The sequence below is a fragment of the Actinobacillus porcinus genome, assembly GCF_901764995.1.
Lineage (GTDB): Bacteria > Pseudomonadota > Gammaproteobacteria > Enterobacterales > Pasteurellaceae > Exercitatus > Exercitatus porcinus.
The window spans coordinates 1-21,443 of the sequence record NZ_CABFKI010000005.1; the positions used below are offsets into that span (position 1 = coordinate 1).

Consider the following 21,443-nt stretch of genomic DNA (forward strand, 5'->3'; position numbering starts at 1 on the left):
TATCCACAGAAACTATGGATTAAAATTGAATAAAAATTTTTTTGTTGAACACAGTTGCTACAATTAATTATGCGTATAACGGATTAATACGATCTACATTCAAGCCGAATTTCGCAATGGCGTCTGCAACCACTTGAGTCGTTACTGTGCCTTCTTTCGCTAATTGCGATAACGCAGCAACAACAATGTAACGTTCATCCACTTCAAAGTGTTCACGTAAGTTTGCACGGCTGTCTGAACGACCGAAACCATCTGTACCTAACACATGATAGTGTTTAGTTGGTACGAATGCACGAATTTGATCTGCATAAGCTTTTACATAGTCGGTTGCAGCAACAGTAGGGAGATCCGCTAATACTTGTGCAACGTATGGTACACGAGGTGTTTCAGTTGGGTGCAACAAGTTCCAACGTGCAGCATCGTTACCATCACGACCTAACTCATTAAATGACGGTGCAGAGAAGACATCTGCGGTAATACCATAGTCATTTGCAAGAATACGTGCAGCTTCACGAACTAAACGCATAATTGCGCCAGAACCTAATAATTGAACGTGACCTTTGCCTTTACCTTCAACGGTTTCAAATTTATAAAGGCCTTTACGGATACCTTCTTCAGCACCTGCCGGCATCGCTGGTTGCTCAGTGATTTCATTTAATGTGGTCATGTAATAGAACACATCTTCTTGTTTTTCACCGTACATACGGTTGATACCATCTTGCATGATCACAGCGACTTCGAAAGCGAATGACGGATCATAGGTAATACAGTTAGGGATAATGCCTGCTTGAATATGGCTATGACCATCTTCATGTTGTAAACCTTCACCATTTAAGGTTGTACGACCCGAAGTACCCCCCACCATGAAACCACGCGCTAATTGGTCACCCGCCAACCACATCATATCGCCCACACGTTGGAAACCAAACATAGAGTAATAGATGAAGAACGGAATCATTGGTTGATTGCTTACTGAGTAAGATGTCGCTGCCGCAACCCAAGATGAGGTTGCGCCTAACTCATTGATCCCTTCTTGCAAGATTTGACCATCTGTTGCTTCACGGTAGTAAGCCACTAAATCACGGTCTGATGGTACATAAACCTGACCTTGTGGGCTATAAATACCCACTTGACGGAACATCCCTTCCATACCAAAGGTACGGGCTTCATCCGCAAGAATTGGCACAATGGTTTTACCAATATTTTTATCTTTTAATAAAATATTTAATACACGCACAAATGCCATTGTGGTTGAAATACCACGTGGTTGCTCATCAAGTAACGCTTGGAATTCTTCCAATGCCGGAACTTTATATTCCACATCAAATTTTGCACGGCGAGCAGGAACATAACCATTTAAGGCTTTACGTCTGCCGTGTAAATAATTATATTCTTCAGAACCTTCAGGGAATTTAATGTATTCCAAGTTTTCCACTTGTTCATCAGTTAATGGTAAATGGAAATGATCACGGAAGCCTTTTAAGCTCTCTAATGACATTTTCTTGGATTGATGTGCGGTGTTTTTACTTTCAGCTTCAGGAATTTTATAGCCTTTAACTTGGTGAACTAAAATTACAACCGGTTTATCTGCTTTTTGCGCACGTTCATAAGCCGCATAAAGTTTTTCAGTATCATGCGCACCACGGCGTAATGCCCAGATTTCATCGTCTGTCATGTCAGCCACTAATGCTGCAGTTTCAGGGTAACGACCAAAGAAGTGTTCACGAACATAAGCGCCATTTTTAGATTTGAAGGTCAAATAGTCGCCATCAACTACTTCCATCATTAATTGTTTTAATTTACCGGACGTATCTTTTTCCAGTAATTTATCCCAGTTGCTTGCCCAAAGGACTTTAATCACTTCCCAGCCAGCACCGGTAAACAAGGCTTCTAATTCTTGAACGATCTTACCATTACCATGAACTGGACCATCTAAACGTTGTAAGTTACAGCTAATCGTGAAAATTAAGTTATCTAAACCTTCACGTGCCGCAAAACTCAAATCGCCTTTAGATTCGATTTCGTCCATTTCACCATCGCCTAAGAACGCGTAAACTTTTTGATCTTTGGTATCTTTTAAGCCACGGTTATCTAAATATTTTAAGAAACGCGCTTGACGAATTGCATTCACTGGGCCTAAACCCATTGAAACCGTTGAGAATTGCCAGAAATCAGGCATTAATTTAGGGTGTGGGTAAGAAGATAAACCATCTGCAAAGGCTTCTTGACGGAAGTTATCCATTTGTTCTTCCGTGATACGACCTTCAACAAATGCACGTGCGTAAATACCTGGCGCCGCATGCCCTTGGAAGAACACTAAATCACCACCGTTTTTCTCAGTAGCACCTTTAAAGAAATGGTTAAAACAAACTTCATACATTGAAGCAGCAGATTGGAAAGTCGAAATATGACCACCTAAATCCAAATCTTTCTTCTGACTACGTAACACCATCGCAATGGCATTCCAGCGTACCGCTGAACGAATACGGCGTTCAATTTTTTGGTCACCCGGATAAACCGGCTGTTCAGAGACAGGGATAGTGTTAACATAGGCGGTTGTGGTGCCTGACGGCAAAGAAACACCATCAACACGCGCTTTGCTCATCAATTCTTCAATGATAAATTTTGCACGCTCAACGCCTTCTTCACGGATTAATGAATCAAGTGATTGTAACCAATCTTGAGTTTCGATTGGGTCTACGTCATGGGTTAAGTTTTCCGACATAGTACTTTCCTTTTTAAGTGGGTGAATCAAATGGCTTACAACTTAGAAGCCGCTTAAATCCTAAACAGATAAAATCGAACTTGTTATCTATTTAACAAAATTTTTGAAATTTTATAGAATTTTTTGAGTGAAAGATAGTAAATTTTACTTATTTTTAACAAATTTTTCACGATAACAAACAAAAATACATTTTACCGCTTTATCCAATAGCTTTTAACGAATTTTTGACCGCACTTGGGTGAGCTGATTTGGTTCAACTGTTGGAAATGCAAGATTGGTCACGGGATTCTGCGGTGAAAGCACTGTTAGTGGTATGGTAGTTGTGTGAAGTAAGGAACAATATAACATTGCATACATGCGCCGGAAATAGGTATAATAGAAAAATCTTTATTATATAAATGCAGTTGGGAATTTATTAGGTTTTTTATGCAAAAACATCATGTTGACGTATTAATTTCAGAACAAAAAGTGCGGTCTAGAATTGTCGCATTAGGAGAGCAAATAACCGCTTTTTATCAACAAAAACAAGTTGATAAGCTTATTGTTGTTGGCTTACTTCGCGGATCATTTATGTTTATGGCGGACCTTGTTCGCGAACTTAAGTTACCTGTTGAAATTGAATTTATGACCACATCCAGCTACGGCAGCGGTATGACTACAAACCATGATGTAAAAATCACACAGGATTTAAATGGTGATATTAAAGGCGAGCATGTTCTCATCGTGGAAGATATTATCGATACAGGCTATACGCTTGAAAAAGTCCGCGCTATTCTCAATTTACGTGAACCTGAAAGCTTAGCAATTTGCACCTTACTAGACAAACCGTCACGCCGCGAAGTTCAAGTACCTGTAGAATGGGTGGGCTTTGAAATCCCTGATGAATTTGTGGTGGGGTACGGTATTGATTATGCCCAAAAATATCGTAATTTAGGGTATATTGGGAAAGTGGTGTTGGAGTAGGCGAACAGAATTTGGAAAAGAGCTTAATTCATATCAATTAAATATTAATATATAGAGATAAGCAATCTGTTTCGAGTATTAAATTTTGCAGGGTAACAAGATTAGGCATTGTTTTTTTAGATTCTAATATACTGATTAATGCTTTAAATAATAAAACTAGCAAATCAGGGGGTATTAACATGTTGCATATTTTTAGAAATATGCTAAATAATCCAGTTAGAAAATTTATTTGAGATAATTGTGATAAGGAGGTTTTTTATGGCAAATCAATTTGAAATGAAAACCTTATATAATAAAATTATAGCGTTAGGTTTTAAAAAGAAAGATATCCAAGCTATTTTACCCGAATGGTGGAATGATAATATTGCTAAAACACAATCAGGCTTTTTAGAAGCTGCGGTATTATTATCTAAATCATTAAGTATTAATTTGAAATCACTTATTTCAGAAGAAAAAGCTTGTTTTGATTTGCCATTATCTAATTTTAAAGCAAAAGGTAATATAAATACTGCTGAGTTAGATATAGCCGTTGCATTATCAACTGTTGCAGCAAAAGCAACTTTACGAGGTTTTAGTGCAGAAAAACGTTATGATGGATTAACGGCAAAGAAAGTGCGTGAAACATTACTGTCTAGAGGAAATAAGTGGATCGATTTTCGTACATTAGTAGAATTTTGTTGGGAAATAGGTATTCCGGTTCTACATTTAAATCTTAAAAATTATAAAAAAATGCAGGGACTTGCTATAGAAATAAATAATCGCCCGGTAATTATTTTAACAAGTCAGCATAAATATGGTTATTTGGTATTTGATTTAGCACACGAGCTAGGTCATATTTTGGCAGAACATACAAAAGATAGTATAGTGGTTGATGAACGTATTTCTCCAAAAGGCATTGAAAAAAATGAAAAAGAAGCTAATGACATTGCCTTAGAAATATTAACAGGATCAACTTATCATTTTACAACAAGAAGTCGTAATGCTAGCTCTATTGCGGAGGCTTGTATTTCCACAGGAAAAGAAAGGAATATCGATCCTGCTCATTTAGTATTAAATATTGGTCATTCAATGGATAATTGGGCATTGGCTAATTCGGCATTAAAGATTATTAAGGAGAAGCTAAATATTAGTTCAAATGATCCTGCAATCTGCAAAGAGGTAATGTTAGAACGGCTAGATTTTGAGACAATGGGGGATTTTAAACACCCTATGCGAGTTATTACGTCTTCTCTCAATAAGGCTGCTTAGAATGTTGTTATTATCTGATAATGATATTCTGGTTAAATTAGGTTTATCAGGATTACTACCTGATTTTTTAAAGTTATTGAGAGTAGAAAATAATCAAGTCTATATTACAGAATCAACAGTGTATTCTTTACCTGCGCAGTTAAAGAAATATACTAAGGATAGCGATATACATCGAGCGGTATTAGAGTTAGTTGCTCAATTTCAAAAAATCTCTTCTATAGATATAGGGTTATTAGAGCAATTTAGCACTGTTAGTGATATTGATTCTGGAGAAGCTATTTTAGCTACAAAAATGATTGAAAATCCTTCCGCCTATTTAGCCACAGGGGATAAACGATTTTTAAGAGCAATAAAGCAAACAGACTTTTCTAAAGACTTTGAAAATAGAGTTTATACTTTTGAATTGGCTTTATTGTTATTAGTAGAGTCTATAGGATATGAAAGAGTGAAATCTAAAATATTGGAAACTTCCCAATTACTTGATAAACCTTTAGATGGTTTATTTAAATTAGCGTTCAGAGTAGATTCTACAAAGGATAGTGATATTGAGTGCTTGATTAGCTTTACAAAAGATATTCAAGATTTACACTCTCTAGTATGAGTTTATGTGAGATTTTAAATAACTTTCTTAAAGTGAAGAATAAATTTAGATTAAGTCATTAATAATATAAATATGTTAAACGAGGATTAAATGTCAAATTTAGTAGAACAAAAAAATGATGAAATTGATTTAATTGAACTCTTAAAAACACTTTGGGATAAGAAAATCTGGATTCTTATTTCTACCTTTATATTTACAGTAATCGCTGGGGTTTATGCATTTACAGCAAAAGAGCAATGGACTTCTACAGCAGAAGTCATTGAGCCCAAAGTTTCTGATTTAGGGAGTTATTTCAATATTCGTAAGGAATATGCTCGTATCTTAGGGCAGGAATTTGATGTTAATAAGTTAAAAAAAGAGCTATTTGAGAAATTTAATTTAACTTCTAATGCGTTAGATGAACGCAAAGCTTTCTTTGAACAATCAAGCCTTTACAAAAAACTTTCCGAAGGGAAAAAAGAGCAGGATAAAAGAATCATTCTTTCAGAGCTTATGACTAAAGATTTGGTTGTTACTAAACCTGACCTAAAAAAAGAACCTGATGCACAATGGCGTAAAATTAGTTTTGCGACAGAAACACCAATAGAAGCTCAGGATATATTACAACAATTTATTGCTTTTACAGGTCAAGTAGCCTATCGTATTGAATTAGATGATTTTTTAATTGGGTTTAACGAAGTTGTTTCTGATTTAAATTATGAAAAGACAAAATTTGAGCGTGATTTAACGATCCAAAAGCGAATTCAATTAGAAAATTTGAATAATGCTCTAAAAATTGCCCAAGAAGCAGGAATTAAGGATTATGCAAAATCATTTAATTCCGCAAGCGACAGTGCGATTCAAGCGCTAGCAATGTCAGAAGTAAAATTACCACTTACAGACTCTAAATTAAGTGATGGCTCTTATTTATTTATGTTAGGTGAGAAATACTTAAAAGCGCAAATTGATGTATTAAATCAAGAAGCCATTGTTTACCCACCTAGATATTATGAGGTTACAGCTCAACTAAAAGAATTAGAGCCATTATTAATGAAGATAAAAGAAGCTAAGGCGAATACGTTTAGCTATCAGGCAAGTCCGGATTATCCTGTAACAAAAGATAAGCCGAAAAGAGCGATTATTCTAGTTATTGGAGCAGTAATAGGCGGATTATTATCTTGTTTATTCCTTTCTATTGCTTATTTATTAAATAGAAAAGATACTTATGAAAAAAATTAAGATACTGCATTTTAGTCAAGTTGGTGGAGGCGTAGATAGATATTTACGTCTCTATTTAAAATATTCAGATAAATCTCAATTTGAAAATGTTGTTATTGGGACACCTAGTCTCAATAAAGACGATTATATAGATAAAACAAATAAATTTTATCAATTGGATATTAGCCAATCATTTTCTCCATTTAAATTACTAAAAAATATTTTCTTAGTAAGAAAAATTCTCAATCAAGAAGCACCCGATATTTTGTATTTACACAGTACATTTGCGGGAGTTATTGGAAGAATTGCAGCGATAGGTTTGAAATGTAAGGTAGTATATAATCCGCATGGTTGGTCATTTAAAATGAATGTATCACCTTTGAAAAAGAAAGTGTATACATTTATAGAGAAGATACTTTCATTACTAACCGATAAATTAATTCTTATTTCTAAATCTGAATATCAGTCAGCTAAAGATATTGGTATCCGTAGTGATAAATTAAGTTTAGTCTATAATGGTATAGAAATAACGGTATCTAATAAAGTTGCTTCACTGCCAATAGATATTAGTGATAAATATGTAATTGGTATGATTGGGCGGTTAAGTGAACAGAAAAACCCTTTATTTTTCCTAGAGTTTGCAAGAGAAATTTTAAAACTTTATCCTGATACTTACTTTATTATGGTTGGTGATGGTGAATTAAGAAATGTAGTTGAGCAAAAAATTACTGAGTATGATTTAGGTAAAAATATTCTTATTACAGGGTGGGTAAATAACCCGGAAATGTATTTAAATTTATTTGATCAAGCGGTGTTATTTTCAAGATGGGAAGGCTTAAGCCTTGCTATTGTAGAATATTTGGCACACAAGAAGCCTGTACTTGCAACTAATATTGGTGGAATTAATGATGTTATTATAGATGCTGATACTGGATTTCTTATTGAAGAAAATGATTTAGAAAATGCTATTATAAAATCCAATATATTTAGAAATAATCTTAATTTAAGAAATAAAATTATTGAAAATTCCTATAATTATTTGAGAAATAGATTTTATATAGCAGATAAAATAAAAGAAATGGAAAATATTTTTCAAAGTATCTTAGAGAAATAATATGGATAATAAAGTATCTTGTATTGTAGTTTGTTATAATCCTAGCAATGAAGTTGTAAAAAATATTGAAACTTATATTAACTTTGTTGATAAGGTTATTATTGTTGATAATTCTGATATTGATAATTCAACTCTCTTTAGTGAATTGAAAGAAAAATATCATTTAATATATTTACCCTTATTTAATAATACAGGTATTGCTTACGCATTGAATATAGGTGTAACAAAGAGTATTGAGCTTAATTTTGAATATATTATTACAATGGATCAAGACAGTTGTTTTTACAATAATTTAGTTGAGGTTTATAAGGAATTTATTCAGCATAATGATATAAAAAATATTGCAGCACTATCTCCAAGTTACAAAACGGATAGGGTAATTCAGCTTAGAAAAAATTCTTCTCTTGATCATGAAGAAAAGCTAATAACTATGCAATCAGGAACACTTTTTTTTAGCAAAAAGTTTGAAATAATTGGTAAGTTTAATGAGGATTTATTCCTTGATGTTGTTGATTGGGAATATTTCTTTAGATTGCATAAATTAGGTTTCAAGACTATCCAATGCAATAAAGCAATTTTGCAACACGCCCCAGCTGAAAGTTTACCGCTTTTTAAATTTAGAGGGAAACAATTTTCTGTAGGAGTAGCTTCTCCTCTTAGATATTATTATCAAATACGTAATTTATTATGGTGTATTTTAAATATAAAAAGTTATTTTATGCTAAAAACTATAGCATATAAATTTTTTAAGATTGTTTTCTTATTTGATAATAAGAAAGAATATTTAGCTTATGCAATGAAAGCAATTAAAGATGCTTTCAAAGGAAATTTAGGAATTTATAAAGATTAATAGGTTTGATAAATGAAAAAAGACTTAATTTCTGTAATAGTACCTATATACAATGTTGAAGTATATTTAAGAAAATGTATAGATAGTATTTTGGCACAAGATTATCCTAACTTAGAAATCATCTTAGTAGATGACGGGGCTACAGATAATTGTGGTCAAATTTGTGATGAGTATGCACAAAAACATTCTAATATCACGGTCATTCACAAAAAAAATGGTGGGTTATCTTCGGCAAGAAATGCAGGGATTGAGATAGCAAAAGGAAAATATATTTCTTTTGTAGATAGTGATGATTGGATCGAAAGCGATATGATCAGCACTTTATATACTGATCTTAAACAAGATAATGCAGATGTAAGTGCTATTATTTTTTATCAAGAATATAGCGATGGACGATTGATCAAAAACTCTCATCAAACTGAAAAATCTCTTTTGTCTAGAGAAGAAGCATTAAGTTGTTTTTTATTTAATGATTATTTAACACCTTGTGCCTGTGGAAAATTGTATAATATTGAATTATGGAAAGATATTCGTTTCCCAGAAGGAAAGTTATTTGAAGATCAACTCACTATCTATAAAATCTTAGATCTTGCAGATAACGTAGTATTTAATCCTTTACCGAAATATTATTATTTTAAGCGAGAAGGATCTATTGGACATTCGGTATTTAATGATAGAACCTATGATTTATATCACGCAATTAATGAAGAATATCAATTTCTTGTAAATAAATATCCTAATATTAAGGCAGATTTAGTTGTGGGTAAAATTACTTGGGAGATTGTGTTCATTAATATGATGCTAAGAGGCTGTAAGAACGATCAAGAACTTATTAAAAAAGTTAGACAATTTGCGAGAAATAACACGATGCCAGTATTAAATTGCAAATTTATTAATAAGATTAGAAAATCTCAGATACTCTTATTTGCTTATCTATTTAATATTTATAATCCTTTATATTCTTTATACAAACGTTGTAAGGGTATTAGCTAAGATAAATTCTATGGAAATATATATACTCTGTTGTTTCATAAGTTGTTTCTTCGGTTATCTTGCAAAAGGTAGGTTGCGATATTTTTTTATCTTTTTATCGTTAATACCTCCTTTGATAGTATCTTCATTAAGGTATGATAATGGTGCAGATTATCTTATGTATGAGGATATGTTCCACTCTATTTACACATACGGTTCTTATGAATCCGTAAAATCTATAGAGGTTGGTTTTTTATATCTAATAGAGCTCATATCTATCTTATCTAATAATACCATTATTTATTTTGGTATTATAGCGTTAGTGATACTTTTTTTCTATTATCATGGGATACTTAGTATCTCTAAGAGTGTACCGTTGAGTATTTTTCTATTCTTCATAACAGGTACATTCTTTGATACTTTTAATGGTTTAAGACAATATATTGCAGCTTCTATTATATTTTGGTCATTTAAATATATTATAAAGGAAGATATTAGAAAATATTTACTATCTATTTTCTTAGCTTTTCTATTTCATTATACAGCAATAGTAGCTTTACCTATTTATTGGATTGTTAGAAAAAAATATAGTAGTAAATTAATTCTAACTGTTATCTTATTCTTTATGTTAGCTAATAATTTGATTGAAAATACTTTCTATACCCTACTATCTATGACAAGATATTCTTTCTATTTAGGTTCGGAGGAACTCGTTGTAGTACCTACAGTATCAAGTATCATTTATACATCTATTGTTGGCTGCTTAGGCATTTATTTTTACAGAGTATATAATTCCGTTTTATCTAAGAGATTTATTATCTTATTTAATTTGCAAGTGATAGCTTGGATTACTGCGTTACTCTCATTGTCAATTCCTCTTGCTTCAAGATGGCAATATTATTTTGTACCAGTGTCTATTTTATTTATTCCTGAATTAATATATTTATCAAAATATAGATTTAATAAAATTCTTATTATTTCTATAATTTTTATTATGTATATATCCACATTGTTTTATGGAGTATTATATAACGGTTGGTTTGGTGCATATCCATATAATTTAATTAATTTATAACTATTATTGAGAACTAAAATGATCCCTAAAAAAATTCATTATTGCTGGTTTGGTGGAAAACCCTTGCCAAATAGCGTAAAAAAATGCATTAAATCTTGGAAAAAATTTTGTCCAGATTATGAAATTATTGAATGGAATGAGAGTAATTATGATGTAAATAAAATACCCTTTATTCAGCAAGCCTATCAAGCTAAAAAATATGCTTTTGTTTCTGATTATGCTAGATTAGATATTATATACTCTGAAGGTGGTATTTATTTAGATACTGACGTAGAGCTATTAAAGAACCTAGATCCTTTACTTGTAAATCAATGCTTTTTAGCAATGGAATTACCAGGGCTAGTAAATACTGGGTTGGGATTTGGTGCTCAAAAAGGTCATTGGTTTATTAAAGAAAACATGGATTTTTATCGTAAAATCGATTTTGATACCAATAATATTATTACCTGTGTCAAAATTACTACAGATCTACTGAAAAAATATGACTTTTCTTTCGATAATTCAAAACAAGTAGTAAAAGACATTTCTATATTCCCTACAGAGTATTTTTGTCCTATGAATTATCAGACGAAAGAACTAAAAATAACAAATAATACATATTCTATACATCATTACGATGCAACTTGGCAACCAATGAGTATGAAGTTTAAGTCTTTTTTAAAGATGGTATTAGGAGATAAACAAATTATGTTTTTAAAAAAGATTAAAAATATATTCTAAGTATTTTAGAATTAGAGGAAATACTATATTATGAAGTTAAATGTTAAAGGCATAAAGTATAACTTTATTATGAATTTGATTCTTACAACATCAAATTTCCTTTTTCCTTTAATTACTTTTCCTTATGTATCTCGGGTGTTATTGCCTGAGGGAGTAGGGAGGGTTGCTTTTGCTCAATCTATTATTGAATATTTCTCAGTGATAGCTACATTTGGTGTTGTTGGATATGGTGTTAGAGCTTGTGCGCAAGCTCGAGATGATAAAGAACGATTATCAAAAACTGTGCATGAAATCTTTATCATAAATTTAATTATGGCAGGGATTTCCTACATTTTATTTTTTATACTATTATACTCTGTAGCTAGAATCCACCAAGATTTTTCGCTATTTTTAGTTGTTTCATTATCTATTTTATTTACAGTACTCGGAATTGAGTGGCTTTATAAAGGAATTGAGAACTATCAATATATTACAATTAGAAGTATTATATTTAAGTTTATATCACTAGCTTTAATCTTTATTTTTGTTAAAGATAAGGGTGATTATATCTATTTTGCAGGGATTTCTGTATTTGCATTAGTAGGCTCTAGTATTTTAAATTTAATAAATGCTAGAAAAATAATCTTTTTTAAACGCTATGAAAATTATGAATTAAGAAAACATTTTCTTCCAATGCTTTTTCTTTGCTTAACATCACTTTCATATGCGTTATATATCACGGCTAATGAAACAATTTTAGGTTTTCTATCTAATCATCAAAATGTTGGTATATTCAGCGTTGCGTTACGAGTAAAGGGGATTTTACTTACTTTTATTGTAGCATTAGGTGTAGTTTTGATGCCTAGGTTATCATACTATATTGAGAATAATTTAATGGAAGAATTTATTGATGTACTGAATAAATCAATGAGTTTTATTATTTTCATTTCTTTCCCAACAGCAGTATTTTTCTATGTATACTCTCAAGAAGTAATATCCGTTTTAGTTGGTAATGATTTTATTAATTCAATTCTAATTTTAAAAGTAATCATTTGGGGAATTGTAGTTACAGGGATAACCAATGTTTTAGGCGTTCAGGTTTTATTACCCTTAAAGAAAGATAAACAATTCTTTTTATCTATCTTTTGTGCAGCCATCTTAAATATAACTCTTAATTTTATATTAGTTCCCAAACTAGGAGCATTAGGTAGTGCTATTTCTCTTTTGTCGGCAGAAATTTTAGTATTATTGATACAAATGTATATGCTAAGAAGTATGCTTGTAAATATTTTCAGGAAAATAGAATATACAAAAATAGCTATTGCTTGTATAGTTACACTATGTATAACCGTTCCTATTAGCAGTTATATTATATATTTTGAAAATAATCTTTTTAAAATTTTAGTTTCTTCTGTATTATTTTATATGGCATATTTATTTTTATTATATATTATGAAAGAGAAAAATATTTCCTATGTTTTGGATGTTTTATCAACTAAATTAAAGAGGTAGAAAATTGTTTTTTATCAGAGTATTTAGATTTTTTATCGAAAGATTAATGGCTTAATTAAAAACTTTTCTATGCGTAGAGCTTATAATAAGCTAGGTACAAAAATAGAATCGAGTAGTATTAACTGGAATGGTTTTATTTGTGGAAAATATTGTTGGATAGGGAAAGATACAATTATTCAAGAGAATGTATCTATAGGCGACTTCACTTATACTAATACTTCTATGAATAAGGTGTATATAGAAAGCAATACTGAAGTAGGAAGTTTTTGTTCTATTGCTTCGGGGGTTATTATTGCACCAATGAACCATAATATAAATTTTATTACTACTCATCCTATACTGTATAATAAAGTTTATAAAGAGAGACTAAAATTTAATGTACATTTAAAAGAAGAACAAGAACTGGATAAAAATATAAAGACATTTATTGGAAATGATGTTTGGATCGGAACAAATGTTATCATAAAGAGAGGGGTTAGAATAGGAAATGGCGCTGTTATAGCTGCAGGGAGCGTGGTAACTAAAGATGTTGAAGATTATAATATCGTTGGTGGCATTCCTGCTAAAGTAATCAAAACAAGGTTTCCAAGTTTATTTTTAGAGGATTTAGATAGCTGTCAGAAAATATGGGAATTAGATTTAGATACTTTAGAGAAAAATTTTGACTGTCTTTACGATGTCTCAGATTACATAAAACGATTTAAATTATAAATACGTAAGAGAATTATTTATGAATAGATATATATGTGCTTTATTTTTGCTATTATTTGATTTTATTGCTATATTCTTCGCTATTTTTATAGCCGTTTCTTTTAGGAAACTGTTAAATCTATTTTTTGATATTCCTTATATTGATTATTCTTATTTGGGATTCTACTCAGTATATATTACTTTAGTAATTATATTATATTATTTCGGTGTTTATACTAAAAGATTTGATTTTTGGCATGAAAGCAAATTAGTTTTTAAGGCGAGTATTCTGTCATTCCTACTTATATTCTCTAGTTTGGCATTAGGACAAAATGCAGAATATTACTCTAGAAGCACATTAATTCTGATTTTTTTCTGTTGTTCGATATGTATCCCTATTTCAAAGTTTTTCCTTAAAAACTTTTTATTCAGAATAGGCTTTTGGCGCAAACCTGCAAAAGTTATTAGCGATAATGAATTTTTTAAAAATCAATTGTTTGAGGATCATTATTTAGGTTATGTAAAATCTTCGGGATTAGATAGAGGCGTTATCTTTATTGACGGGCAGTCAATAGAGAAAGAGAGATTAAATAAAATCATAGAAAATAATATAAGTAATAGTAGAGAAATTATATTTACCCCTGTGCTAAGTGGTTACGATTTTTCAAATTCTTATATTTATAATATGTTCAACTCTAGGACTAATATTTTCTCATTAGAAAATAAGTTACTTAGCCGAATAAATCAAGTTATAAAAGGTATATTAGATTATTTTCTGGTTTTAGCATCAGCAATCTTTTGGCTTCCACTTTTAGGGCTTATATCAATTATCATAAAAATTGAAGAGCCTAAAGGTAAGGTCTTTTTTAAACAAAAAAGATTGGGCGTAAACGGTAAAGAATTTTTATGTTATAAATTTCGTTCAATGTATTCAGATCAATCTTTTATGAGTCAATGGCTAAAAGAGCACCCTGAAGAAAAAGAATATTATGAAAAATATCATAAATATATGAATGATCCCCGTATTACTAAAGTTGGTGCCTTTTTACGTAAAACTTCATTAGATGAAATTCCTCAATTATTGAATGTTCTTAAAGGAGATATGAGTTTAGTAGGACCTCGTCCATATATGATTATTGAAAAAGAGGATATTGGGCAAAAATCATCCTTAGTACTAGCCGTTAAACCTGGGGTTACAGGGTTATGGCAAGTAAGTGGACGTAGTGATGTCGATTTTTCTAGCCGTGTTGAGATGGATGTTTGGTATATGAAAAATTGGTCTTTATGGAATGATATTGTGATATTGCTAAAAACTATAGGTGTTGTTCTAAAGCGTGATGGTGCTTCATAAGAAGGAATAGAGAACTTGGGTATATGTAATATGACAGCAACAAATTTTAAAACAGAAAATAATACATTAAGAAAACTTATTGGAAATGGCTTAACTTATAAAATTCCTCGTTTTCAGCGTGATTACAGTTGGGATGCTGAACAATGGGAAGATTTATGGGTAGATATTATGGGAATTATTGAAGAATCCACAGACTCTGCTCATTATATGGGCTATTTGGTTCTTCAATCCACCGATGATAAATCATTTGATGTTATTGATGGGCAACAACGTTTAACAACAGCAACATTAATAATTTTAGCGGTTTTAAAAAAACTTCAAGATTTAATTGATGAAAATATTGATGCTAATGCCAATGCAAGACGTTTAGAGCAAATTCGTCAAACATATATAGGCTATCTCGATCCTGTTACATTAGTTTCTCGCCCTAAATTAACCTTGAACCGTAATAATAATGATTATTTTCAGAATTATTTGGTTCCATTAGCGAAATTACCGCAAAGAGGACTGAGAGCTTCAGAGCATTTATTGCGTAAAGCATTTGATTGGTTTTATCAAAAGGTAGATCAATATTTAAATCGAGAAGAGGGTAATGAAGGTGTTCGATTAGCACAATTAGTTGAATATATCAGCGATAACTTATTTTTTACGGTAATTACTGTTTCTGATGAATTAAATGCTTATAAAGTATTTGAAACACTTAATTCTCGTGGTGTTCGTCTTTCTTCGACTGATTTATTAAAAAATTATCTTTTTTCTATTTTAGATAAAAATCAAGAAAATACTCACGAATTAAGAAATTTAGAAGAGCGTTGGGAAAATATAGTCAATCGTCTTCAGTCAGAAAAATTTCCTGATTTTTTACGTATTTATTGGAATAGTCGAAATAAATTCACTCGACATACAGAATTGTTCAAAGTAATTCGAAATAATATTCGAGATAGAGCAGCTGTTTTTGCATTATTGAGAGGAATGGAAGAGGATTTAGATACCTATTTGTCTTTATCTTCCCCTGATATTTCTGATTGGTCGCTAGAAGATAAACGTTTGGTAAATATATTGAAACTTTTCCGAGTTCGTCAGCCATTTTCCTTATTGTTAAGTGCAAAGCGTGAATTTGATAGAGAGAATTTTACCAAATTACTCTATGCTATTATGGTAATTTCTTTTAGATATAATACGATAGGTACGTATAGCCCTGCCGAATTAGAACGAGCTTATAATAATGTTGTTGAGCATATAAATAAGAAAAAAATTACTAATGCAAATCAAGCATTAGGTTTATTAAAATCGGTTTATATTGATGATCAACGTTTCAGCAGAGATTTTGCAGAAAAAGTGATTAAAACAACAGATTCTAGAAGCACTCAATTAGTACGTTTCATTTTATGTGAAATTGAACACTATATTTCAAATAGCGTAGAAATTGATTTTTCAAGTGATACTTTTAATATTGAACATATCTTACCTCAAAATGCACCAGATAATTGGGGGAATTTCAGCTATGAAGAAATGAATGCATTGACTTATCGTTTGGGAAATATGACTTTGTTACAATCAAATGCCAATAGAAAACTAGGGGTTGCTGAATATTCTCAGAAACGAGAAATTCTTAAAGAAAGTCATTTTGCATTAACCAAAAAATTAGCAGAACAATATACTGAGTGGACACCTCAAACAATATCATCTTGGCAAAGATGGCTTGCAAATCAAGCTAAAACAATTTGGCGAGTTGCACAATTAAGTTAGCTTATTAATATTGCTTAAATAAGTTATATGACAAATTAAAAATAATGATTATATCGAGAAAAATAAAATGACAAAAAAAATTTTAGTAACAGGTGGCGCAGGCTTTATTGGCTCTGCAGTCGTTCGCCATATCATTAACGACACTCAAGATTCGGTGATTAACGTAGATAAATTAACCTATGCAGGGAATTTAGAATCACTCGAAGCGGTCGAAAATAATCCACGTTATGCTTTTGAACAAGTTGATATTTGCGATAAAGCCGCATTAGAACGTGTTTTTGCGCAACATCAACCTGACGCAGTGATGCACCTTGCGGCAGAAAGCCACGTGGATCGTTCTATTGACGGGCCGGCTGCGTTTATTGAAACCAATATCGTTGGTACTTACACCTTATTAGAAGTGGCTCGTAGCTATTGGAATAACTTGCCTGAAGAAAGAAAATCCGCTTTCCGCTTCCACCATATTTCAACCGATGAGGTTTATGGGGATTTGGAAGGAACAGACGATCTTTTCACCGAAACAACGCCTTATGCACCATCTAGCCCATATTCAGCGTCAAAAGCCTCCAGCGATCACTTAGTGCGTGCTTGGTTACGTACTTATGGATTACCAACCATTGTCACTAACTGCTCAAATAACTATGGTCCGTTCCATTTCCCTGAAAAGCTCATTCCATTAATGATTTTAAATGCATTAGAAGGGAAAAAATTGCCAGTGTATGGCAATGGTATGCAAATTCGTGATTGGTTATTTGTGGAAGATCACGCTCGTGCGCTATATAAAGTGGTTACGGAAGGTGTTGTGGGCGAAACCTATAATATTGGCGGACATAATGAAAAAGCAAATATCGAAGTGGTTCGTACAATTTGTGGCTTATTGGAAGAACTTGTTCCGAATAAACCGGCTGGCGTGGCGAAATATGAAGATTTAATCACTTATGTAACTGACCGCCCAGGGCACGATGTGCGTTATGCGATTGATGCCACCAAAATTGGTAAGGAATTAGGCTGGAAACCACGAGAAACTTTTGAAACCGGTATTCGTAAAACCGTGGAATGGTACTTAAATAACAAAAAATGGTGGAGCCGTGTATTAGATGGTTCTTATAATTTAGAACGTTTGGGGATTAAATAAATTAAGATGAATGATTTAATTAATACGGATAATTTATTTACTGAATTATCTCTACTGATAGATAAAGCTCAACGACATGTTATTAGTTATGCAAATAGTTCGCTTGTGGCTTTATTTTGGCACGTAGGGCAAAAGATAAACAATGACGTATTATTAAATGAAAGAGCTGAATATGGGCAAAAAATTGTGTCGACATTGTCGACACAATTAACAGAGAAGTATGGGCGAAATTTTTCATTACGTAATTTGCGCCGTATGATGCAATTTGCTAATGAAGTGCCGAGCTTAGAAAATGATGGCAATATTTTTATTAAATTAAGTTGGTCTCATATCGTTGAGTTACTTCCGCTTAAGAATAAGGATGCAAAAAGATTCTATGCAAATTTAGCGTTTGAATCTAAGCTCAGTGTTCGTGAATTACGTAGAAATATTGAAACTAAAGCTTTTGAGCGTACTCAACTTGCTAATTTCCAAGCAAAACATTCACCTGTTTTGCCATTAGATACTTTTAAGGAACCTTATTTATTAGATTTTCTTAATTTACCTTCCGGGTATTTAGAAAGAGACTTAGAACTGGCTATTTTACAAGAATTAGAACAGTTTATTTTAGAACTTGGCAAGGGCTTTGCGTTTGTTGAACGTCAAAAGCGTATGATTATTGATGGTGAGGATTTCTATTTAGATCTCTTATTTTTCCATCGAAAATTAAGGAGATTGGTTGCTATAGAGTTAAAAGTCGGAAAATTTAAAGCACAAGATAAAGGACAAATGGAACTCTACCTTAACTGGCTAAATAAGTATGAGCGTCAAGATGGGGAAGAGTCGCCTATTGGGCTAATTTTATGTGCTGAAAATAGTAAAGAACAAGTAGAGCTTTTACAGCTTTCACAAAGTGGAATCTTGGTCGCAGAATATTGGACAGAATTACCACCTAAAGAATTATTAGAACAACAGTTACACAAAAGTTTAATTGAGGCTAAAGAACGTTTAGCAATAGCCAAACAATTAAATGAAAATTAAGAGAAAATATATGAAAGGCATAATTCTCGCAGGCGGTTCAGGCACTCGCTTGTATCCGATCACCCGTGGTGTATCAAAGCAACTTCTTCCTGTTTATGATAAACCGATGATTTATTATCCGTTATCAGTATTGATGTTAGCGGGCATTCGTGATGTATTGATCATCACTACACCTGAAGATAATGAGGCATTTAAGCGTTTACTCGGCGATGGTTCTGATTTTGGTATCCATCTGCAATATGCGATCCAACCAAGCCCTGACGGTTTAGCACAAGCGTTCTTGATTGGTGAAGAATTTATCGGCAATGACAGTGTTTGTTTGGTGCTTGGCGATAATATTTTTTACGGTCAGCATTTTACCGCTGCATTAAAAGCCGCTGTTGAACAAGTTGAACAGAAGGGTGCGGCGGTATTTGGGTATCAAGTCCGAGATCCTGAGCGTTTTGGTGTGGTGGAGTTTGATGAAAATTTAAAAGCGATTTCAATTGAAGAGAAACCCGCTAAACCTAAATCCAATTATGCCGTCACAGGATTGTATTTCTACGATAATCGGGTGGTTGAGTTTGCTAAGCAAGTCAAACCTTCGGCACGTGGTGAGTTGGAAATTACCGATCTAAATGATCTTTATTTAAAAGATGGTTCGTTGAATGTTCAAATTTTAGGTCGTGGTTTTGCATGGCTAGATACAGGAACTCACGATAGCTTACACGATGCCGCCTCCTTTGTAAAAACAGTACAAAGTTTGCAGAATTTACATGTGGCTTGTTTGGAAGAAATTGCTTGGCGTAATGGCTGGCTTACTTCTCAACAAGTTGAAACCCTTGCGAAACCAATGGCAAAAAATGAATATGGTCAGTATTTATTACGTTTAGTCAAAGGTGGTAAATAATGGCGAAGTTCTTAATTACCGGCGCAAAAGGGCAGGTTGGACATTGTTTAACGCAGCAATTAACCGGCAAAGCTGAAATTTTAGCGGTAGATCGAGATGAGTTAGATATTACCGATCAAAGTGCGGTGAAAAAAATCGTTGAAACTTTTAAGCCCGATGTCATTATCAATGCCGCAGCACATACGGCGGTTGATCGTGCTGAAAGTGAAGTTGAGCTATCAGAAGCAATCAATGTTAAAGGCCCACAATATCTTGCCGAAGCGGCTAATGAAATTGGTGCGATTATCTTGCATATTTCTACCGACTATGTGTTTGAAGGCACTGGCTCGGGCGAATATAAAGAAGAGGATCAAACCAATCCACAAGGTGTTTATGGGCGTACAAAATTAGAAGGCGAAATTGCCGTTCAACAAGCAAATCCTCGCTCTATCATTTTACGTACTGCTTGGGTATTTGGCGAACACGGACATAATTTTGTCAAAACAATGCTTCGTTTAGCAAAAGATCGTGATAGTTTAGGTATTGTGGGCGATCAATTTGGTGGCCCAACCTACGCAGGTGATATTGCAAAAGCATTAATTGAAATTGCTAATCAAATTCTTGCTGGCAAAGAAAATGCTTTTGGCGTTTATCATTTTACAGGCAAGCCTTATGTGAGTTGGTATGAGTTCGCCAACGCAATTTTTGTTGAAGCAGAATCGCAAAAACTTCTTGAAAAACAACCGCACTTAAAAGCAATTACCACAGCGGAATACCCAACACCGGCCAAACGCCCGGCAAATTCACGTTTGGATTTGACGAAAATTAAGCAAACCTTTAACATTGAACCAAGTGATTGGCAGAAAGCATTAAAAAACATTAAGGCATACGCATCATGAAAATTATTGAAACAAACATTCCTGACGTGAAATTATTAGAGCCACAAGTTTTTGGTGATGAACGTGGCTTTTTTATGGAGACTTTCCGTGATGAATGGTTTAAACAAAATGTGGCAGATCGTACTTTTGTACAAGAAAACCATTCAAAATCAATCAAAGGCGTTTTACGAGGTTTGCACTACCAAACTGAAAACACACAAGGCAAGTTAGTTCGTGTTGTACAAGGCGCAGTTTTTGATGTTGCCGTAGATTTACGTAAAAACTCACCAACCTTTGGGCAATGGGTTGGCGAAATTCTATCTGCTGAAAATAAACGTCAATTATGGGTACCAGAAGGTTTTGCGCACGGTTTTTATGTATTGACCGAAACCGCAGAATTTACTTATAAATGTACGGATTATTATAATCCTAAAGCAGAACATTCTTTGATTTGGAATGACCCAACGGTTGGGATTGAATGGCCGCTAGATGGCGAACCGAGTTTATCGGCGAAGGATTTAGCGGGTAAACGGCTACAAGATGCGGTTTTATTTGATTAATTCGTCCAATGAATAAAAGGCATAGTAGATAAAATGGTCATAGACAACAAATTTGTCTACTATGTCTCTATTGCACTATTATAAACAGACTTTACAGAAGTTTAGTCACAAAAGCAGTGAGCCTAATACTTCCTTTTTGAATATCAGCCTTTGTCCCCTTACAATCTTTAATCGAATTAAATTACTACTAGATAAAGAGAATTTCATTATGTGATATTGACAACCACACCCATCAG

General features: G+C 32.7%; 19 protein-coding genes. 18 read left to right on the forward strand and 1 reads right to left on the reverse strand.

From position 1 onward, the window contains the following. Positions 1 to 67: 67 nt before the first annotated feature. On the reverse strand, positions 68 to 2,725 hold the full coding sequence (gene aceE / locus E7T07_RS04540; protein ID WP_135709731.1) for a pyruvate dehydrogenase (acetyl-transferring), homodimeric type: 2,658 nt from the start codon (positions 2,723 to 2,725) through the stop codon (positions 68 to 70). A 426-nt stretch (positions 2,726 to 3,151) separates the two neighbouring features. Here aceE and hpt point away from each other — a divergent pair, with 426 nt between their 5' ends. From hpt to rfbC, 18 genes are all read left to right on the forward strand, one after another. Beyond that, positions 3,152 to 3,688 (forward strand): hypoxanthine phosphoribosyltransferase, encoded by a 537-nt coding sequence (gene hpt / locus E7T07_RS04545; RefSeq protein WP_135709732.1) that lies wholly within the window; start codon positions 3,152 to 3,154, stop codon positions 3,686 to 3,688. A gap of 258 nt (positions 3,689 to 3,946) precedes the next feature. Beyond that, entirely contained in the window at positions 3,947 to 4,936 is a 990-nt protein-coding gene (locus E7T07_RS04550) for an ImmA/IrrE family metallo-endopeptidase (RefSeq protein WP_135709733.1), read from the forward strand. A gap of 1 nt (position 4,937) precedes the next feature. Then, on the forward strand, positions 4,938 to 5,537 hold the full coding sequence (locus E7T07_RS04555; protein WP_135709734.1) for a hypothetical protein: 600 nt from the start codon (positions 4,938 to 4,940) through the stop codon (positions 5,535 to 5,537). A gap of 90 nt (positions 5,538 to 5,627) precedes the next feature. Then, positions 5,628 to 6,755: an LPS O-antigen chain length determinant protein WzzB gene (locus E7T07_RS04560; protein ID WP_135709735.1), complete on the forward strand. Its 1,128-nt coding sequence runs from the start codon at positions 5,628 to 5,630 to the stop codon at positions 6,753 to 6,755. Further along, a complete protein-coding gene (locus E7T07_RS04565; protein ID WP_210403512.1) occupies positions 6,742 to 7,848 on the forward strand; it encodes a glycosyltransferase family 4 protein in 1,107 nt (368 codons plus the stop codon). Before E7T07_RS04560 ends, E7T07_RS04565 begins: the two co-directional genes overlap by 14 nt. Before the next feature lies 1 nt (position 7,849). Next, positions 7,850 to 8,698 carry a glycosyltransferase gene (locus tag E7T07_RS04570; protein ID WP_135709736.1) on the forward strand — a complete coding sequence of 283 codons (849 nt, stop codon included), beginning with the start codon at positions 7,850 to 7,852 and terminating at the stop codon, positions 8,696 to 8,698. 12 nt (positions 8,699 to 8,710) lie between these two features. Continuing rightward, positions 8,711 to 9,691, forward strand: coding sequence for a glycosyltransferase family 2 protein (locus E7T07_RS04575; RefSeq protein WP_135709737.1), 981 nt, complete (start codon positions 8,711 to 8,713; stop codon positions 9,689 to 9,691). A 10-nt stretch (positions 9,692 to 9,701) separates the two neighbouring features. After that, entirely contained in the window at positions 9,702 to 10,745 is a 1,044-nt protein-coding gene (locus tag E7T07_RS04580; RefSeq protein ID WP_135709738.1) for an EpsG family protein, read from the forward strand. Positions 10,746 to 10,763: 18 nt separating this feature from the next. Continuing rightward, positions 10,764 to 11,465, forward strand: coding sequence for a glycosyltransferase family 32 protein (locus tag E7T07_RS04585; protein WP_135709739.1), 702 nt, complete (start codon positions 10,764 to 10,766; stop codon positions 11,463 to 11,465). A 30-nt stretch (positions 11,466 to 11,495) separates the two neighbouring features. Further along, positions 11,496 to 12,956: a flippase gene (locus tag E7T07_RS04590; protein ID WP_135709740.1), complete on the forward strand. Its 1,461-nt coding sequence runs from the start codon at positions 11,496 to 11,498 to the stop codon at positions 12,954 to 12,956. A gap of 69 nt (positions 12,957 to 13,025) precedes the next feature. Beyond that, a complete protein-coding gene (locus E7T07_RS11205; RefSeq protein ID WP_135709741.1) occupies positions 13,026 to 13,667 on the forward strand; it encodes a CatB-related O-acetyltransferase in 642 nt (213 codons plus the stop codon). 19 nt (positions 13,668 to 13,686) lie between these two features. Next, positions 13,687 to 14,997 carry a sugar transferase gene (locus E7T07_RS04600; protein ID WP_135709742.1) on the forward strand — a complete coding sequence of 437 codons (1,311 nt, stop codon included), beginning with the start codon at positions 13,687 to 13,689 and terminating at the stop codon, positions 14,995 to 14,997. 30 nt (positions 14,998 to 15,027) lie between these two features. Then, complete coding sequence (locus E7T07_RS04605) at positions 15,028 to 16,746, forward strand: DUF262 domain-containing protein (RefSeq protein WP_135709743.1); 1,719 nt, start codon at positions 15,028 to 15,030, stop codon at positions 16,744 to 16,746. Positions 16,747 to 16,813: 67 nt separating this feature from the next. Beyond that, positions 16,814 to 17,881, forward strand: a complete 1,068-nt coding sequence (rffG, locus tag E7T07_RS04610; protein ID WP_135709744.1) for a dTDP-glucose 4,6-dehydratase — start codon at positions 16,814 to 16,816, stop codon at positions 17,879 to 17,881. Positions 17,882 to 17,887: 6 nt separating this feature from the next. Further along, positions 17,888 to 18,901, forward strand: a complete 1,014-nt coding sequence (locus E7T07_RS04615; protein WP_135709745.1) for a PDDEXK nuclease domain-containing protein — start codon at positions 17,888 to 17,890, stop codon at positions 18,899 to 18,901. Positions 18,902 to 18,911: 10 nt separating this feature from the next. After that, positions 18,912 to 19,790 carry a glucose-1-phosphate thymidylyltransferase RfbA gene (gene rfbA, locus E7T07_RS04620; RefSeq protein WP_135709746.1) on the forward strand — a complete coding sequence of 293 codons (879 nt, stop codon included), beginning with the start codon at positions 18,912 to 18,914 and terminating at the stop codon, positions 19,788 to 19,790. Beyond that, positions 19,790 to 20,668, forward strand: a complete 879-nt coding sequence (gene rfbD / locus E7T07_RS04625) for a dTDP-4-dehydrorhamnose reductase (protein ID WP_135709747.1) — start codon at positions 19,790 to 19,792, stop codon at positions 20,666 to 20,668. Before rfbA ends, rfbD begins: the two co-directional genes overlap by 1 nt. Next, the gene (gene rfbC / locus E7T07_RS04630) at positions 20,665 to 21,207 is read left to right on the forward strand and encodes a dTDP-4-dehydrorhamnose 3,5-epimerase (RefSeq protein ID WP_135709748.1); all 543 of its coding nucleotides are present in this window, start codon (positions 20,665 to 20,667) and stop codon (positions 21,205 to 21,207) included. Before rfbD ends, rfbC begins: the two co-directional genes overlap by 4 nt. The last annotated feature ends 236 nt before the right edge of the window (positions 21,208 to 21,443 follow it).

Coding starts and splice junctions, on each gene's coding strand:
- aceE (WP_135709731.1), bottom strand. CDS start 2,725: ATGTCGGAAAACTTAACCCATGACGTAGACCCAATCGAAACTCAAGAT.
- hpt (WP_135709732.1), top strand. CDS start 3,152: ATGCAAAAACATCATGTTGACGTATTAATTTCAGAACAAAAAGTGCGG.
- E7T07_RS04550 (WP_135709733.1), top strand. CDS start 3,947: ATGGCAAATCAATTTGAAATGAAAACCTTATATAATAAAATTATAGCG.
- E7T07_RS04555 (WP_135709734.1), top strand. CDS start 4,938: ATGTTGTTATTATCTGATAATGATATTCTGGTTAAATTAGGTTTATCA.
- E7T07_RS04560 (WP_135709735.1), top strand. CDS start 5,628: ATGTCAAATTTAGTAGAACAAAAAAATGATGAAATTGATTTAATTGAA.
- E7T07_RS04565 (WP_210403512.1), top strand. CDS start 6,742: ATGAAAAAAATTAAGATACTGCATTTTAGTCAAGTTGGTGGAGGCGTA.
- E7T07_RS04570 (WP_135709736.1), top strand. CDS start 7,850: ATGGATAATAAAGTATCTTGTATTGTAGTTTGTTATAATCCTAGCAAT.
- E7T07_RS04575 (WP_135709737.1), top strand. CDS start 8,711: ATGAAAAAAGACTTAATTTCTGTAATAGTACCTATATACAATGTTGAA.
- E7T07_RS04580 (WP_135709738.1), top strand. CDS start 9,702: ATGGAAATATATATACTCTGTTGTTTCATAAGTTGTTTCTTCGGTTAT.
- E7T07_RS04585 (WP_135709739.1), top strand. CDS start 10,764: ATGATCCCTAAAAAAATTCATTATTGCTGGTTTGGTGGAAAACCCTTG.
- E7T07_RS04590 (WP_135709740.1), top strand. CDS start 11,496: ATGAAGTTAAATGTTAAAGGCATAAAGTATAACTTTATTATGAATTTG.
- E7T07_RS11205 (WP_135709741.1), top strand. CDS start 13,026: ATGCGTAGAGCTTATAATAAGCTAGGTACAAAAATAGAATCGAGTAGT.
- E7T07_RS04600 (WP_135709742.1), top strand. CDS start 13,687: ATGAATAGATATATATGTGCTTTATTTTTGCTATTATTTGATTTTATT.
- E7T07_RS04605 (WP_135709743.1), top strand. CDS start 15,028: ATGACAGCAACAAATTTTAAAACAGAAAATAATACATTAAGAAAACTT.
- rffG (WP_135709744.1), top strand. CDS start 16,814: ATGACAAAAAAAATTTTAGTAACAGGTGGCGCAGGCTTTATTGGCTCT.
- E7T07_RS04615 (WP_135709745.1), top strand. CDS start 17,888: ATGAATGATTTAATTAATACGGATAATTTATTTACTGAATTATCTCTA.
- rfbA (WP_135709746.1), top strand. CDS start 18,912: ATGAAAGGCATAATTCTCGCAGGCGGTTCAGGCACTCGCTTGTATCCG.
- rfbD (WP_135709747.1), top strand. CDS start 19,790: ATGGCGAAGTTCTTAATTACCGGCGCAAAAGGGCAGGTTGGACATTGT.
- rfbC (WP_135709748.1), top strand. CDS start 20,665: ATGAAAATTATTGAAACAAACATTCCTGACGTGAAATTATTAGAGCCA.